17 protein-coding genes are annotated in these 16,605 nt (G+C 49.2%); 6 read left to right on the plus strand and 11 right to left on the minus strand.

The features are described 5' to 3' along the window. Positions 1-23: 23 nt before the first annotated feature. Positions 24-806: a biotin--[acetyl-CoA-carboxylase] ligase gene (locus tag B157_RS0100580; protein WP_020601426.1), complete on the minus strand. Its 783-nt coding sequence runs from the start codon at positions 804-806 to the stop codon at positions 24-26. A gap of 101 nt (positions 807-907) precedes the next feature. Between B157_RS0100580 and rsfS the strand changes: the two genes are divergently transcribed. Continuing rightward, positions 908-1,303, plus strand: a complete 396-nt coding sequence (rsfS, locus tag B157_RS0100585) for a ribosome silencing factor (protein ID WP_020601427.1) — start codon at positions 908-910, stop codon at positions 1,301-1,303. A gap of 157 nt (positions 1,304-1,460) precedes the next feature. Beyond that, positions 1,461-3,491 (plus strand): ATP-dependent zinc metalloprotease FtsH, encoded by a 2,031-nt coding sequence (gene ftsH / locus B157_RS0100590; RefSeq protein WP_020601428.1) that lies wholly within the window; start codon positions 1,461-1,463, stop codon positions 3,489-3,491. Between the two features lie 101 nt (positions 3,492-3,592). On the opposite strand, the gene B157_RS0100595 is transcribed toward ftsH, so the two are convergent. Then, positions 3,593-4,084, minus strand: coding sequence for a metallophosphoesterase family protein (locus tag B157_RS0100595; RefSeq protein WP_020601429.1), 492 nt, complete (start codon positions 4,082-4,084; stop codon positions 3,593-3,595). Positions 4,085-4,109: 25 nt separating this feature from the next. Beyond that, positions 4,110-5,798, minus strand: a complete 1,689-nt coding sequence (locus B157_RS0100600; RefSeq protein WP_020601430.1) for a fatty acid--CoA ligase — start codon at positions 5,796-5,798, stop codon at positions 4,110-4,112. 817 nt (positions 5,799-6,615) lie between these two features. Between B157_RS0100600 and B157_RS0100605 the strand changes: the two genes are divergently transcribed. After that, positions 6,616-6,807 carry a cold-shock protein gene (locus tag B157_RS0100605; protein ID WP_020601431.1) on the plus strand — a complete coding sequence of 64 codons (192 nt, stop codon included), beginning with the start codon at positions 6,616-6,618 and terminating at the stop codon, positions 6,805-6,807. Between the two features lie 548 nt (positions 6,808-7,355). Next, a complete protein-coding gene (locus B157_RS0100610; RefSeq protein ID WP_020601432.1) occupies positions 7,356-8,381 on the plus strand; it encodes a rod shape-determining protein in 1,026 nt (341 codons plus the stop codon). Positions 8,382-8,748: 367 nt separating this feature from the next. Here the strand turns inward: B157_RS0100610 and B157_RS0100620 are convergent, their stop codons facing one another. The 8 genes from B157_RS0100620 to B157_RS34090 form a co-directional block, all read right to left on the minus strand. After that, positions 8,749-9,117 carry a hypothetical protein gene (locus tag B157_RS0100620; RefSeq protein ID WP_020601434.1) on the minus strand — a complete coding sequence of 123 codons (369 nt, stop codon included), beginning with the start codon at positions 9,115-9,117 and terminating at the stop codon, positions 8,749-8,751. Positions 9,118-9,473: 356 nt separating this feature from the next. Beyond that, on the minus strand, positions 9,474-10,118 hold the full coding sequence (locus B157_RS0100625; RefSeq protein ID WP_020601435.1) for an SCO family protein: 645 nt from the start codon (positions 10,116-10,118) through the stop codon (positions 9,474-9,476). Next, positions 10,102-10,701: a toxin-antitoxin system YwqK family antitoxin gene (locus B157_RS39525; protein ID WP_020601436.1), complete on the minus strand. Its 600-nt coding sequence runs from the start codon at positions 10,699-10,701 to the stop codon at positions 10,102-10,104. Before B157_RS39525 ends, B157_RS0100625 begins: the two co-directional genes overlap by 17 nt. Next, a complete protein-coding gene (locus B157_RS0100635; RefSeq protein ID WP_020601437.1) occupies positions 10,658-11,422 on the minus strand; it encodes a YHYH protein in 765 nt (254 codons plus the stop codon). The genes B157_RS39525 and B157_RS0100635 overlap by 44 nt, the downstream gene beginning before the upstream one ends. 29 nt (positions 11,423-11,451) lie before the next feature. After that, a complete protein-coding gene (locus B157_RS0100640) occupies positions 11,452-11,916 on the minus strand; it encodes a Spy/CpxP family protein refolding chaperone (RefSeq protein WP_020601438.1) in 465 nt (154 codons plus the stop codon). Further along, entirely contained in the window at positions 11,909-12,184 is a 276-nt protein-coding gene (locus B157_RS0100645) for a hypothetical protein (RefSeq protein ID WP_157618255.1), read from the minus strand. Before B157_RS0100645 ends, B157_RS0100640 begins: the two co-directional genes overlap by 8 nt. Positions 12,185-12,219: 35 nt before the next feature. Beyond that, on the minus strand, positions 12,220-12,759 hold the full coding sequence (locus B157_RS0100650; protein WP_020601440.1) for an RNA polymerase sigma factor: 540 nt from the start codon (positions 12,757-12,759) through the stop codon (positions 12,220-12,222). A gap of 198 nt (positions 12,760-12,957) precedes the next feature. Continuing rightward, positions 12,958-13,314, minus strand: coding sequence for a SpoIIAA family protein (locus B157_RS34090; protein ID WP_020601441.1), 357 nt, complete (start codon positions 13,312-13,314; stop codon positions 12,958-12,960). Positions 13,315-13,605: 291 nt separating this feature from the next. Here B157_RS34090 and B157_RS0100665 point away from each other — a divergent pair, with 291 nt between their 5' ends. Continuing rightward, complete coding sequence (locus tag B157_RS0100665; protein ID WP_020601442.1) at positions 13,606-15,390, plus strand: thiamine pyrophosphate-requiring protein; 1,785 nt, start codon at positions 13,606-13,608, stop codon at positions 15,388-15,390. 126 nt (positions 15,391-15,516) lie between these two features. Beyond that, entirely contained in the window at positions 15,517-16,599 is a 1,083-nt protein-coding gene (locus B157_RS0100670; protein WP_020601443.1) for an enolase C-terminal domain-like protein, read from the plus strand. Positions 16,600-16,605 lie beyond the last annotated feature (6 nt).

Consider the following 16,605-nt stretch of genomic DNA (forward strand, 5'->3'; position numbering starts at 1 on the left):
GAAAGAGTGATTGTGCGATGATTTCACTCTTTCGCACTTTCGCACTTTAAAAAACTCACTTCCTTAAACCCAAAGTGCCGCACTTGTCCCTGACTGGCAATAGCTAATTGTCCGGTCTCATCTACGTCCACAATGGTTCCCGCGAATGACTGTCCGTCGGCCTCGAATGTGTGCTCCTGCTGGTATCGGTACAGCACGCCTAAATAATCCTTTTTCAATGCATCCCGTTGCCCCGCCCGTAGTTGCAGGTACCGCTGTTCCAATGTTTCGCACAGTCGGCTGATGAGGCCCGGCAGGTTGTATCCGTTGGGTAGGGGAGCCTGTAATTGCAGCGATGTAGCGGTCGAAAATGTAAAATCGGTCTGATTCACGTTCAGTCCAATTCCTGCCACCGACCAGGTAATACCGTACCCGTGCAGCGTATTTTCAATCAGAATGCCGCCAAGCTTTTGATTTCCCACGTACACATCATTTGGCCACTTGATTCGTAGCGTCTCCCCCAGTAGTGGCTGGAAGGCATCGTAAACGCCCATAGAAATAGCCATGTTGAGCCAGAACTGCTCGCTGGCGATCAGAAAATTGGGTTTCAGGATGAGCGAAAAAGTTAAGTTCTGCCCCGATCTGGCTTCCCACTGATTACCCCGTTGCCCACGACCGACAGTTTGGTTATCCGTTATGACAAGCAGTCCTTCGGCGGGGTCTTTTTGGGCAATCAAAGCAGACGCTTCGTCGTTAGTAGACTGACAGCTTGGCAGGTATTGTATTATTTGACCAAGAAAAAGGGTTTTGGGATAGATTTTGTACAAAATATTGTATAGTTTAGTATAGAGCTAGTAAATGGTGCTCAGGGCTTTTAGCCCCCAGGCAAAGTACCCGCTGATTAGCGTGGCAATGTTAAATCGAAAATATGAGAATTAAGAACAATAAAGAGTTTACCGCCGAGCAAATTCGTGATTTCGTTGTCCGGGGAATGCAGGAAAAAAAAGCACAGGACATCGTAATAATGAACCTGCGCAACGTCAAAAACGCCATCTGTGATTACTTCGTCCTGTGTTCAGGCACATCCGATACGCAGATTGACGCCATTTCAACATCCATTGAAGAAGAGGTTTATAAAGCCAGTCAACAGGACCCCTGGCACAAAGAAGGTAAGCTGAATCGGGAATGGATTCTGCTTGATTATGTTGATGTAGTCGTTCACGTATTTAAAAAGGACCGTCGGGAGTTTTATGATCTCGAACAACTTTGGGGCGATGCTGAAATTCATTCCGTTGCTGACAGCGACCTTATTGAAGCATCCTGAAAATTGATTTTGCGCGTTTCGGCGAGTCACCGATAAAAAGTGCTCGTTACGGGCCGTTTATTGGATAAGATGACCGTTTATCCCAACCGTTTGCAGGAAGAAACATTCATCTGCAAAACGGTGTTACTTCTTGAAATCCGTTTGTATAACCTAGAAAATGGCAGAAAATAATAATAGAAATCCATTAGTACCCCGTGGTGGGCCACGTAAGCCCAACTTTCAGGGTTGGATTGTTGCCTTACTCATTGCCGCTATACTTGGCATCACGTTCTTTAACAAAAGCTCAGCCGTTCGCGAAACATCGCAGAAAAGGTTTGAAGCTATGGTGAAAGATCATGAAGTAGCCGAAGTAGTAGTGGTGAACGATAAAATTGCTGAAGTGACGCTCACGCAGCAAGCCGCGCAAAGCCAGAAATACAAGTCCATGTTTACCGATAAGCCTTACTTCGGCTCAAATCATGGTCCACATTTTCAGTTTCAGATTGCCTCCAGCGAAACGTTCAAGAAAGACCTGGAAGCGATGCAGGAGGGCGTGCCGGCTAGCGAAAAAGTTGACTACCGGTTTGAACAGCGCAGCGACTTTGGCAGTATCATCAGCACCTGGGGATTTTTGATCGTCATGATTCTGGCCATGTATTTTTTACTGGGTCGAATGTCGGGTGCAGGTGGTCCGGGTGGTCAGATATTTAATATCGGCAAATCCAAGGCGGCTCTTTTTGATGCGGATAGTAAGGTGAAGATTACGTTTAATGACGTAGCCGGGCTTGATGAAGCGAAAGAAGAAATCAAGGAAATTGTCGATTACCTGAAGAACCCCACCAAGTTTACGAAACTGGGTGCCAAAATCCCTAAAGGGGCACTGTTGATTGGCCCTCCGGGTACCGGTAAAACCTTACTGGCAAAAGCCGTTGCGGGCGAAGCAGGTGTTCCATTCTTTTCGCTGTCGGGTTCCGATTTTGTCGAAATGTTTGTGGGTGTCGGTGCTGCTCGGGTGCGTGACCTCTTCAAACAGGCTAAGGAGAAAGCGCCCTGCATTATTTTCATTGATGAGATTGACGCGGTAGGTCGTTCGCGGGGGCGGGGTTCCATGCCCGGTGCCAACGATGAGCGTGAGAATACGCTGAACTCTCTGCTGGTAGAAATGGATGGTTTTGCGACCGATTCGGGCATCATTATCCTGGCCGCTACCAACCGCCCCGACGTGCTTGACTCGGCTTTATCGCGTCCGGGTCGTTTTGACCGTCAGATTAGCATTGACAAACCAGATATAATTGGCCGGGAAGCAATTTTCCGGGTTCACCTGAAGCCAATCAAATTGTCGGCCGATGTTGATCCGAGAGAACTGGCTGCTCAAACGCCGGGGTTTGCTGGTGCTGAGATTGCCAATGTCTGCAACGAAGCTGCGTTGATTGCTGCCCGTAGCGATAAGGAAGCCGTTGATATGGTAGACTTTCAGGATGCTATGGACCGGGTAATTGGTGGACTGGAGAAGAAGAATAAAATCATTTCGCCGGAAGAGAAGGAGATTGTAGCTTATCATGAAGCAGGTCATGCCGTAGCGGGGTGGTTCCTTGAGTTTGCTGATCCGCTGGTGAAAGTATCGATCGTACCGCGTGGTGTAGCCGCTCTTGGCTATGCGCAGTACCTGCCTCGTGAGCAGTATCTGTATCGTGCGGAGCAACTTACGGATGAGATGTGTATGGCACTGGGCGGTCGGGCATCCGAGGATATTATTTTCGGTAAGGTTTCGACAGGTGCTTTGAGTGATCTGGAGCGTATCACTAAGCTGGCCTACAGCATGGTGACCATGTATGGCATGAACGATAAGATAGGTAATATATCGTTCTATGATTCAAAACAATCGGAGTACGCTTTTAACAAACCCTATTCGGAAGAGACTGCCAAACATATCGACGATGAAGTGCGTAAGATTGTTAGTCTGGCCTATGAACGGACGAAGGAACTCCTGACCGAACACCGGGATGCGCTGGAAATTCTGGCGAAAGAGCTCTTGTCCAAAGAAATTCTGTATCAGAATGATCTGGTTCGACTGATTGGTAAGCGTCCGTTTGAGCGCGAAACTGTTTATCAGGCGTATAAGAATAAGGGCATTGCCGAAGAAGTTAAAGAACAAATTAGTGAGGAATCAAAACCGGAAGCTATTGAGCCGCAAACGCTGCCTATCTGACGGATAATATAAGCAACTAAAAAAGGGGATTCCTGTATAGGAATCCCCTTTTTTAGTTGAAGGTGTCGCAGACTTTACAATTAGTCATACTATACGTTTACCTATTTTTTCCCTAGTTCAATCACCTGCATATCCAGCACTTTCCCACTGTCCAGGGAGAACCGGACGGCGGTTCGCATGAGGTGAAACCCTGTTTTGCCAGCCGCACCGGGGTTCATAAAAATCAGGTTATTCATGGTCGGATCACGCGTGATTTTCAGTATGTGCGAATGCCCGCAAATGAACAGATCAGGCGGCTTTGTTCGTAATACTGGCCTGACTACCGGATTGTATTTTGGTGGTGAGCCACCAATGTGGGTCATCCAGATAGTTAGCCCTTCGAGCACGAAACGTTGATCGAGTGGTAATTCGGCCGATACCTGATCAATGTTTCCAGATACAATCCGTAACGGACGAAAAGCCCGTAACTGCTCCGCAACCGCAAGCGCACCTACATCGCCCGCATGCCAGATTTCGTCGCAGGTGTCGAAGTGGGAGAAAACAGTATGGTCCAGATAACTGTGTGTATCCGACAAAAGGCCGATTCTTGTCATGCACTCAAGGTAGTAAATGATCGGGTTAGGCGGATAATATGGCCTCTTTCATCTCGCTCCGGATGCGTTTCTTGTCAATTTTACCGACACTGGTTTTCGGAATCTCCGGTACGATCAGGATGCGGTCAGGAACGTACCATTTGTGAAGTTCACCCCGCTTTACTTTAGCTTGTAATCCCTCTTTTATGGCCTCTGCCGTTAATTGAAATCCCGGTTTCTGCACGATGAGTGCGTGGGGGCGTTCGCCCCATCGGTCGTCGGGAAGGCCAATAACGGCAGATTCTGCCACGCCATCTACCTGCGAAAGGGCGTCTTCCATATCCAGCGAAGAAACCCACTCGCCCCCGGTTTTGATGACATCTTTAGTCCGGTCGGCCACAACAATCCAGTGGTCGGGGGTAATGCTGGCCACGTCGCCGGTATGTAGCCAGCCGCCTTTCCAAAGTTCGGCTCCGCGCTCTGGATCATTAAAGTACCCCTGGGTTGTCCAGGGCGTTCGAACCACTATTTCGCCCAGTGCGTGTCCATCGTGGGGTAGAAAATTGCCGCTATCGTCCATCAGCCGCGCATCCACAAAGGGAGCAATCCGGCCTGCCCGCACCCGGAGGTCTATCTGCTGTTCGGGGGGGAGTTTACGTTCGGTATCGTTCAGGTACACGACCGACAGGATAGGAGCCGTTTCGGACATACCGTAGCCCGACGATACGTTTATACCAAGGTCCATCGCCATTTTGGCCAGCCCTTTCGTCAGCGCCGAGCCGCCAATCAGCACACTCCATTTGCTCAGGGTATCCTGGAATTTCTGTGCGGCCGGATTACTGACCAGCATATTCAGAATGGTGGGTACGCAGTGGGATAGCGTTACCTTCTCCGTAACCAGTAGTTTCAGCAACATTTCCGGCTCGTATTTTCCTGGATACACCTGTTTGGCTGCTAACAGCGTAGCCAGGAAAGGGAATCCCCAGGCATGTACGTGGAACATAGGAGTGATGGGCATGTACACATCCGTTCGTGAGCGGAAGGGCAGTGCCTCGTAGCCGATCAGGTACGTTAACAGGCACATAGTGTGCATGAATAACTGACGATGGGAGAAATAAACACCCTTCGGATTTCCCGTTGTGCCCGTTGTGTAGAACGTAGTCGCCCAGGTGTTTTCGTCAAAGTCCGGGAATTCGTACTCCGGCTTTTCTGCTTTCAGCAAGGCTTCGTACTCGCCCCCAACGTAGTCTGGTACGTCAGAAAGTGTTGTAGCCGCATTTTCTCCGTACACCTTATCGCTCAGAATAACGTAGGTATCGACGGTAGTAATCTGGTCTTTTATAGCGGTCAGAATGGGCAGGAAATCTTCGTGTATCAGGATAACCTTGTCCTGAGCGTGGTTGATGGTATACAGAATCTGAGCCGGAGACAGGCGTACGTTGATGGTGTGCAGAATAGCCCCAATGCTGGTGACGCCGAAGAAACATTCGAGGTACCGGTGGCTGTCCCAATCCATTACCGCTACCATATCGCCCGGTTTCACGCCCAGGCTGGTGAGTGCATTGGCCAACTGCCGAACCCGCTGATTGAACTGGCTATAGTTCATACGAAACAGATCGCGATAAACGATTTCCCGAGTGGGTTCGTATTTAAGCGACTCGGCCAGAATATTCTTTATGAGGAGGGGCGGCTCACTGGCTTCCGCCGTGCGTGGTATTAGTTTTGTCTGAATCATTCGGATCGAAGAGTTTGATATATAAACGTGCTGACCGAAGATATGATTGAATTATGGAAAGAAAAAGTAGTACTACTAGCAATTAGGTCTTTAGCCAGATAAGCGGGAGTGAGGTAGCCCCCAAGTTTGGGTAGTTTCACCGTCACGTAAATTATAGTTGAGAGAATTGGTGACGTTTAGGCTACGGAGGCACACTCATAAACCACCAGTTTACGATCGTTGCCGGGGGGTATGGGCTTACCACGAACATGTTTATTCCCAATGAGGAGTTCAAGGGGAAACGTGTCCGCTGGGAAATGAATTATGTTGGACTTCACCAACAACCCGCTCCGGTTAATTCACCTGACCGGAAATGTGCTGGCCAGTGGTGGGTATGTTGGTAAGTACTTATACAGAAACAATTTTTCTGAGCGTGGTCAGTCGACGGGATTCGACTATGAGCGAAGCTTCTTGTATGCCCTAGAGGGGGATCGACACTCAAATTACCCGTGTCCGGGAGCCCTCGAATATCATGAAAAAGAGAGACTCGTGAAATCACCCTAATGTAGAAGACTTCAACTGGGTTGTTCCAGACAAGCGAATTTAAAACTGACACGGAAGGTTGAATGGAATGAGGGGAGAAATGACTTGTCCGGAAACGGATCAAATGTTGAAATGGTTTAACAAAAGCATTCGTTAATCTGTGTTTCAGAAGAATAAGTGAAGGGCGCCATCACTACCCAGACTGGTACTGCGTTCACGAATAAACTCATATTCGTATATAAACGTAGGAATTGTAGTTTTTTTTAGCGTACTTCGCCTTTCTTTATAAATTAGTATGCAAACAGGAACTGTAAAATTTTTTAATGAAACCAAAGGATTTGGCTTCATTAACCCCGATGATGGTGGAGAGGACATATTTGTCCATGCTTCAGGCTTAGTGGATCAAATCCGGGAGAACGACAAAGTGAAGTTCAATGTAGAGACCGGAAAGAAGGGCTTAAACGCCGTAAACGTCGAAATGGCTTAATCGAAAGATATTCCAAGATAATCATGGTCAAAAACATGCCTATTCGGCATGTTTTTTTGTTGTAATAGAGCTATAAAGCGATGTTAACAGGATTTGTAACTCGGATAATAACCTGCTTTTCACGCCTGGAAGCAGTTCGGATTATTAATTTGAGACCAAAATCAGGCACTCAAATAGCTTCCAGATCATAAGCAAGTAAATAATATTAGTCAACTAACTGGCTCAGATTTTAAATTGATTTGCTGGTTGGTTCATATACTACACGATTGATTCGCGATAACTCAAAAGACAAAAGAATAAAGGCCCATTAAGGTAACTCCTTATCGCTGTATTCCCCCCTGATACTGCCAACTGTCTTCATGCTACGATCTATTCATGATCAGTTACGGCTAATGGACATGCCTGATCCTGGCATTGAAGCTGTTTAAATGAGAAAACCTTTTTGGGTTAACATCACACCTGTTCTATTAATCTACCCAAATACCAGGTTCATTCGATTCTACCTTAAAAAACTGTACCTGCTACTCAGGTTCAAGCGTTACTGACTTATGAATTTATTTAATTTCCTGACAAGTGATATTGCGATTGATTTAGGTACGGCCAATACGCTCATTATGTATAAAGATCGGATTGTGGTGGATGAGCCTTCGATTATTGCGATTGATAAAGTCAGCGGTAAGGTGCTAGCTATCGGGCATAAAGCCAGCCTGATGCATGAGAAAACCAACGAAAATATCAAGACCATCCGCCCGCTCCGGGATGGTGTCATTGCCGATTTTACGGCTGCAGAACTACTGATTCGTGGATTAATCAAAATGCTTGAAACGAGTAGACCATTGTTTGCAGCCTCGCACCGGATGGTAGTTTCCATTCCGTCGGGCATTACAGAGGTCGAAAAGCGAGCCGTTAGAGACTCATGCGAACATGCGGGAGCAAAAGAGGTCAATATGGTCTATGAGCCGATTGCTGCTGCCATCGGCATTGGCATTGATATCACGCAACCCAATGGTACAATGATCGTTGACATTGGGGGGGGCACTACTGAAATTGCTATCATTGCCTTATCCGGTATTGTTTGTGAACAATCAATCCGAACGGCGGGAGACGTTTTCACCCGCGATATCGTCGATTACATTCGTCGTGAACATAACCTGTTCATTGGCGAACGGTCTGCTGAACAGATAAAGATGATGGTTGGCTCAGCTCTTATTGAGTTAGCGAATCCGCCATCAGACTATGAAGTGCGGGGGCGCGACTTAATGACGGGTATCCCCAAAGAAATTAGGGTTACCTATAGTGAAATTGCGTATGCCCTGGAAAAATCAGTTTCGAAAATCGAAGAGGCCACGATGAAAGTACTTGAAATGGCACCTCCCGAATTATCGGCTGATATTTATACCAATGGAATTCACCTGACGGGGGGCGGAGCGCTGTTGCATGGGCTAGACAAGCGCCTGGCGTTAAGAACCAAATTGCCGGTTCATGTTGCTGAGGATCCTCTCAAGGCCGTTGTAAAAGGCACGGGTGAAGTCATCAGGCATATGGACCTGTACAGAGCGGTTCTGATTCGATAGAATGGTTCATAATGCATGACCATAACGGTCATAATGCTGTTCGTTCAGGTGCTTTCAGAGCGTCTGTACATGTCAATTCCCAGCGTAGTATTGTAAAACTTTGGAAAGAGATATCTGACTAAGGGATTTACCTTGCTCAACATTAAGCCGATTCTTGAAATTATCTACGGCGTTCTGAGCCTCATGAGCCTGTTGGCCCGATAAACGCTCCTGGGGAATGAAACCGGTAATGGCCTGTAGAGTAGGTATACATACCAGGGATTGCTGGACCTCCGGAACAAAACAAAACCCCGGCATGCTGCCAGGGCCAGTTGAAATACGATTCTAAATCGATGGATACAATACGTTGTCCACCAAAAGTTACCGCTTAGAGCAGCGTGCCAACCTTAACCGGGAGGGGTAACCGGGCTATGCCGCTGATGCGCAGGCAAATCTGACCCAATTCGATCGACGAGTTGGCCTCACCAATCTCGTTTTTCCAAGCCAGTAGATGGGTTTTTATAGGCGGAGACCCAGCGAGTCGGTCAAGTTGAGACAGGGCCAGATTTAAAACACCTTTGGCCGCTGTTAGCATCTTAAGCATCTTGGATATCGGGTTAATACCCTGACTTTGGTTCCGTTCGGCAATCACCAATGTCTCGAAACTACGGGCTTTTAAAAAGGAGCCTTCTCCCAGGCCGCTCATGACCAGATTTTTATAAGCGTTGTCATATGTTTGAAAATCGTTGTCACTCATTCACAGTTTGGTTTACCTGACTTTATTTTGAATGTATAAATATATGAATAAAATATCAGCTTATTGGCACGCCTGGAAGTCAGCTGCTGAAACGAATCGCGCCAAGTCGTTTTTCGGGAGAAGAACCAGGTAATCCGCACCGCTCTGGTGTAGCGGAAGGGTTAACCATGATTATATCGCTGTTGCTGTTACAGGCGACAACAAACACTACTGAAACAACCATACCCACAGTTAAACAGTACCAGCTTCATTTTTCTGATTGGTTGACCCAGAGTCAGTCAGACCCAACGCAGACAATCTGACCTGGTATGTGTTTATCCGAGATGGCTGTTAAAATCCTTTGGGAGTGGGGAAATTTATTCCTTCGTCAACTGCCTGATGTCGTTGATCAGTTGCTCGGCCTCAAGTTGAAGGGTTCCGTTGAAAATGCCCCTGATACGCCGGTCTTTGTCGATGAGCAGAACGTGTTCGGTGTGCAGAAACTCGGTGCTGTCTTTAGTAAAGCCCAGGTCTTCTTCGGCGAAATACGACTGACGGGCCAGGGTATAAATAGCGGCTTTGTTACCCGTTAGCAGGTGCCAGTTGGGCGAGTCGATGCCTTTGGCAACAGCGAATTTTTTCAGCCGGGCCACATCGTCAATCCAGGGCGTAACGCTGTAGGAGAGAATTATTATACTGGTATCATTTCGGAAGGCATCCTGCACTAATTTCAGATGCTTCGTCATGACGGGGCAAATGCTGCCACAACTGGTAAAAATGAAGTTGGCCACGTGAATTTTACCGGTAATGTCCCGCTCGGTAATGCGCTGCCCGTTCTGATCGGTGAACGCGAATGGGCTGATGGTATGACTGATTTTTCGAGCGACATCCTGCTGATTAGCCATAAACAGCGGGGTGAAATCGGGGGTATTGTAGTAGGGCAGTGGGTGGGTCGTTTCGGCAGGTTTTCCTGTACAGGCAAGCAAGAGCAGGAGCCATACCAGACTACTGCCTGAACACACTATCCGACACGTTAACGCAGTTTTTAGTACCCAGCAACCCGTAGCGTCTACCGTCGATAATGGTGTAGTTGGCCCGCACTTTTCCGTCGTTGTAGAATAACTTCTGCGTCCCTTCTTCATGGCCTTTGTGATAGTTCATTTCCTGTATTAAAACCCCCTTTTCATTCCATTCCCGGCAGGTTCCTTCGTACTCATCCTGGCTGAACTGGTACTGGAGTTGTTGCTGTCCATTCGGCCACCAGGCCACGTAATCGCCCATTTTCTGGCCCCTGTCGTAGACGCGTTGCTCCCGCAGGTTGCCACCGGGGTAATACTGTTTCCAGATGCCGTGTTGGCGGCCTTCGCGATAGCCTGCCCGTTCGGCGGTGTCGGTAGTAGCGGGAAAGAGGGAAAAAACGGTGCCTGTAAACGGTTTATCGGCCAGGTAAACAATATCGTTTACCAGCCGCAAACGGGAATATTCCCGGTTGATCGATACCGTGCCTGTCTGGCGAGTAGGTGACGAACACGCGGCCAGGAACAGCAGCAAGAGCCAGCAACTACCGGGAAACCGTACCGGCGGTGCCGTAAAAGCCGTTGCCATTGATGTAGGGGTCCGCATCCGTAATGTGGTAGTGATAAATGCCGTTGGGGTAGTCGGGGGTGGCGCTGGTGTGACCATGGTACGCATCCAGCATGGCATTGGTGACGGTGGCGTTGTTTTCCTGCGGACCGTAAACCGGGAAACCATCGAGCAAAAAGCCCAGCAGTGCTGACTTTGACGCTTTTACGGTGGTGAGGTACAGTGGCTCTACATGGTAATGATATTGGCCCGTTTGCTGCGGGTGGCCCCAGTACTGGTCAAAACTGGTGACTTCGTTGGTCAGCGGCTGATTCGGCCCGGCGTATTGGTTGAAGATAGCCACACCATTCAGCGCAACGCCAATTGGCCCTAACGGCGTAGCGGTATGATTGGCCGCTACGGTTGGGTTGAGGGGTATTTTGACTGTCAGTGACTGCGTAGCAATAGCATTCGGGTTTTTGGCGAATGTGTACCCGCCGAAGGTCTTGCCGTTGAAATTCTCGTACAGGCTGTTCGAAGTGGCGTAGTAAACGCTTTTGTGATCAGGCATACCCGTCGATTTAATGGTGATGTAGGTACCATCGGAGGTAATGCTGGTAGCACCGTACAGTTTTTTGTAAACGTCTGGCACCATTGTATCCGTGGTAGCGGGCGTGATGGTGGCGTCTTCACTACTTTTCGAGCAGCAAAAAAGCACCGAAACAATGATAATACTGGTGAGTAACAGGGGTGGTCTGCTCATATGGGTAAACGTAGTTTAAAATGGATGAATTATCGGCCCATCGGCGGCCTTTTACCAATAGCGAAATAGTCCGCCAGTGAAGTGGTCAGGTCGTTGAATTTATCTTTCTGGTCGGGTGTGCAGAGATTCTTCAAGGCCATAAAATGAGTATAATGCGCTGTTTCAACCTGCCGCTGCAACGCCCCTAAACGGCTTATGAAGAAATCTTCACGGGATTCGCTGTCACTGGCCAGCGTTGCATACAGGTTGTTTTTTGTTTTCCGTATTTCATCATTCAGTCGCCTGATTTCTGCCTGATGCTCCGTAATCAACTGGTCATAGCGTGCGGTTTGGGCCTCGGTTAACCCCAGCTTCTCGATAATCACGTTTCTGGGGCCATCCTGCCTCTCGTGGGGCGGGGGGGCTGGCTTTCTCAACACCAGAAAAGCGATGAGGCCCAGGTTTACTGCTAACAGACCTACCACTGCCAAAGTCAGCATCGTTACCTTACTCATGGTAGAAATCGTTATTGGTGGATAACTGCATAGCACTCACCACATCGGAAACACTGCTTTCCCGCTTCGTATTGGTTGCCGTGAGTAGTACGCCCATATTTAGTGCCAGCACCAGCACAGCACCTAAGGAAAATCCCCAGGCCCATTGCCGGGGTGCCGGGGCTTCGGTCAGCGCGTCGATCCGGCTTTGAATACGGGTGTACAGGAAGGGTGGAGTATCCACCTGCCTGATTTTTTTTAGTTCGTTTAGCTGGTCATCTGCGTTCATGGTCTGGTGCTGTGTTTTGTTATACGAGATGAAAATCAAAATCCTTCGGTACGTCCTGCTTTTTTTGAGAAATTCTCTTTGGCCCGCTGTAGTAACGACTCTATAGCCTTGGGGGTCAGCTGCATAATGTCAGCTACTTCCTTTATGGAGCGGTCTTCTATTTTGGTCAGAATCAGCGCTGTCCGCTGATTGTCGGGCAGGGTGTCGATAAGGGCAAACAGGCGTTGTATGGCCTCTTTGTTTTCGAGGGCCACGCCGGGGTGGTCAAAATGGGCGGCTTCGGGGATGGGTTCGCTGGTATCGGGAGAGAACAAACCGGTTACGAACCCAAACCGTTTTTTTGATCTTCTGGCCTTGATAACGTCGAGACAGTGGTTGATGGTAATCTGGTAAATCCAGGTTTTCAGCGAGGAGAGATGGGGTTTGTAATCTGCATATCGCTGATATACTTTTACGAATACCTCCTGCGTAACATCCTGAGCATCTTCCTCATTAAGCACGTAACTCAGGGCCAGATTATAAACCAGCCGCCCGAACTCGTTGTAAATGGTCTCAAACTGCGTGTTGCTCAGCATGACGGATCAAAAAGGAGTAACGGGGCCACGATCAGAATGATAGTTGATCAGTTACTTCACAATCTAATCGACGCTAACAATCTAATCAACGCTAACATCGCAACAATCAATTGAAATCCTGCCAGGAGCACAAAGGGGCTCCGGTGAAATTCCGACTAAATCATCGTTCTGACAGAAGTTGTTATATGAGCCTATTGCTCAGGATTCTATCCACTCTTTTGCCGCTTCCTTCTCATCCAGCGAAAACTGTTTTGCCTTGATATTGGGCACTAAACCAGCGGCAAAGGTCGAGAGCTTTGTCCATGTCTCATCCGATACAAAAGCCGCTTTCTCGAAATCGCCGAGGTGCGTCAGGTCAAATTTTAGATCGGCCATTAGTGCATCCAGTGAAATATCGTCAATGTCTTCAGCTTCGACATAAACGCGCAGTTTCTGGGGTGCTTCGCTTTTCTGATCGAGCAGGGTAGCCCACGATTTTATTTCGTCTTCGGTGATGGTACCGGCCATGCGAAAGCCGATAATGTTTGCGGATTGAAACTTAACGGGTGTAATCATAATATGTTGGGGTTTCTTAAGACTATCCAACTAGATAACTGATTTGCCCGGATAATGTCAGCGGAGCCGGATCGGGATTACTAAAAAAGATGAATTTGACGCGGCAAACCTATCGGTTATACGGGTCAAAGAAGGCTATTTTCTCATGCTTTGGGTTGATGAAAAGCGGGTCAAAACCTCGATCCGGCTGTGGCTCGGACTATTTGTTAAAATTCCGTTAAATAAAAAACCTCCTCCACTCTATCAGGTTGGTATTCTGTAGGTATCCTTTTCACTTAACTCTTTTCTATCATGGCAAAACAAGTAAGTGATTACATACTCGAACGGCTAAACGAATGGGGTATTACCCGCATCTTTGGCTTTCCCGGTGATGGCATCAACGGCGTAATGGGCGCGCTGGACCGGGCGGGTGACAAAATGGATTTTGTGCAGGTACGGCACGAGGAAATGGCTGCGTTTATGGCCTGTGCCCATTCCAAATTTACCGGCGAAGTTGGTGTTTGTATGGCCACTTCCGGCCCCGGTGCGGTGCATCTGCTCAATGGACTATACGATGCCAAAATGGACCATCAGTCCGTAGTTGCCATTGTGGGGCAGCAGGCCCGGCGGGCGCTGGGCGGCAGCTACCAGCAGGAAATTGACCTGATTTCGCTGTTTAAAGACGTGGCCGGTGAATACGTACACATGGTTACCGAACCCGCGCAGGCCCGACAGGTAATTGACCGGGCCGTGCGCATTGCCAAAGCGGAACGCACCGTTACCTGCGTTATCCTACCCAATGATTTGCAGGAAATGGACGCTGTTGAAGCTCCCCCCCGCGAGCACGGCAGCGTATTTACGGGCGTTGGTCACGCAGTAAGCGCTCCTGTGCCGCCCAAAAGTGAACTGGAACGGGCTGCGCAAATCCTGAACGAAGGCAAAAAAGTAGCCATTCTGATTGGCGCCGGGGCTATTGGCGCGGGTGAACAGGTTAAACGAATTGCCGAGAAACTCGGCGCGGGCGTAGCCAAAGCCCTGCTCGGTAAAGCCGCCCTGCCCGATGATATTCCCTACGTAACCGGCTCCATCGGGTTGCTCGGTACGGAGCCCAGTTCAGACATGATGAACGATTGCGATACCCTGCTGATGATTGGCAGTAGTTTCCCGTACTCGGAATTTCTGCCCAAAGAGGGGCAGGCGCGGGGCGTTCAGATCGACATCGACGGGAAAATGCTCAGCCTGCGCTATCCAATGGAATTAAACCTGATTGGCGATAGTAAAGCCACGCTGGAAGCACTAATTCCACTCATCGAGTACAAAAAAGACCGTTCGTGGCGCGAAACCATCGAGGAAAATAGTAAAGATTACTGGAAAGTGCTGGAGGCCCGTGCCATGAACGCGGCCAATCCCATCAACCCACAACGCGTGTTCTGGGAATTGTCGCCCAAACTCCCCGACAACTGCATTCTGGCCGCTGATTCGGGATCGTCGGCCAACTGGTTTGCCCGCGATCTGAAAATTCGGGAGGGTATGATGGCTTCGCTGTCGGGTAATCTGGCCACTATGTGCCCCGGTGTTCCGTATGTTATTGCGGCCAAATTTGCTTACCCCGACCGTATTCCCATTGCCCTCGTGGGCGACGGGGCCATGCAGATGCTGGGCATCAATGGTCTGATTACCATCGCTAAATACTGGAAACGCTGGAAAGATCCGCGCCTGGTAATTATGGTGCTCAAAAACTGCGATCTAAATCAGGTAACGTGGGAGCAGCGCATCATGTCGGGCAATCCGGAGTATACGGGTTCACAGGAGGTGCCCGATTTTCCGTACGCGCAGTACGCCGAAATGCTTGGCCTGAAAGGTGTGAAAGTCGATGACCCCGATAAAGTAGCCGATGCCTGGGATCAGGTCCTGAATGCCGACCGCCCCGCCATTCTGGAAGCTGTCACCGACCCCAATGTACCGACGCTGCCGCCCCACATCAGCTTCGATCAGGCATTCCAGTTTGCCAAAACGCTGGTCAAAGGTGACCCAAAAGAAGGGGGCATCATCAAACAGAGCTTGAAAGAAGTAGCAGACACGTTTTTGCCACATTAGTTTTTTGTCACTCCCCCGGCGTTATCGCCTGTCATTTACTTCGTGTCATCCAACTTGACGCTACGAATGACCAGCTAATGACGCAAAGCGAATGACAGGCAATGACCATTAATGACAGCCTAGCCAATGACTATTTCCGCGCTCACCGTTTCCGTATACACTGTCCCCACTGATGCGCCCGAAGCCGACGGTACGCTGGACTGGAACAGCACAACGATAGTGCTGGTCGAAATAGAAGCGGGTAACAAGCGAGGGATGGGGTATACATACGCCCACGAAGCGGCAGGGCAGTTTATCCGGCAGAAACTGGCTCCTGTCGTTACCGGCAAAGACGCGTTCGATATCCCGGCGCGGTGGCTTGATATGGCCATGACTATTCGGAATGAAGGCAGTTGCGGCATGGCGTACATGGCTCTTTCAGCGGTGGATAATGCGCTCTGGGATTTGAAAGCCAAACTTCTCGACCTACCGCTCTGCGTGTTGCTGGGCAAGGTGCGGGATAAGGCATTGGTCTATGGCAGTGGTGGATTCACGTCCTATTCGCACGAGCAGTTGCAACGGCAACTCGGGGACTGGGCGGAGGATGGACTGAAAAAAGTAAAAATGAAAATCGGGCGAGACCCAAAGGCCGACGTAGAACGGGTAAAAACCGCCCGCGAAGCCATTGGCCCCGATGTGGATCTGATGGTAGATGCCAACGGGGCCTACGACGTAAAAACCGCCCTTGCCCAAGCTGAAACATTTGTGCAACAGGGTGTTACCTGGCTTGAGGAACCTGTCTCGTCCGACAATTTGAACGGGCTAGCCTTTATTCGCAATCATGCCCCGGCTTCCATACAGATAGCGGCTGGCGAATACGGGTACAGCATCGAGTATTTTGCCGCTATGCTGCATTATGGTGCGGTAGATGTGCTTCAGGCCGATGCGACCCGATGCGGGGGAATCACGGGCTTTCTGAAAACGGGTTATCTGACGGAAGCGGAGCAGTTGCCTTATTCATTTCACTGCGCCCCGGCACTGCATCTGCACCCGTCACTAGCGCTGAACCGGTATGTTGTGGGGGAATATTTCCACGACCACGCCCGGATTGAGAACCTTTTTTTCGATGGCGTTCAAAAGCCTGTGGATGGGTACTTATCGCCTGATTTGAGCCGTCCCGGTTTAGGATTGGAGCTAAAAAAGGCAGATGCTGAGAAGTTTAAAGTTTAGCCATTA

The sequence above is a fragment of the Spirosoma spitsbergense DSM 19989 genome (genome assembly GCF_000374085.1).
GTDB classification, from domain to species: Bacteria; Bacteroidota; Bacteroidia; order Cytophagales; family Spirosomataceae; genus Spirosoma; species Spirosoma spitsbergense.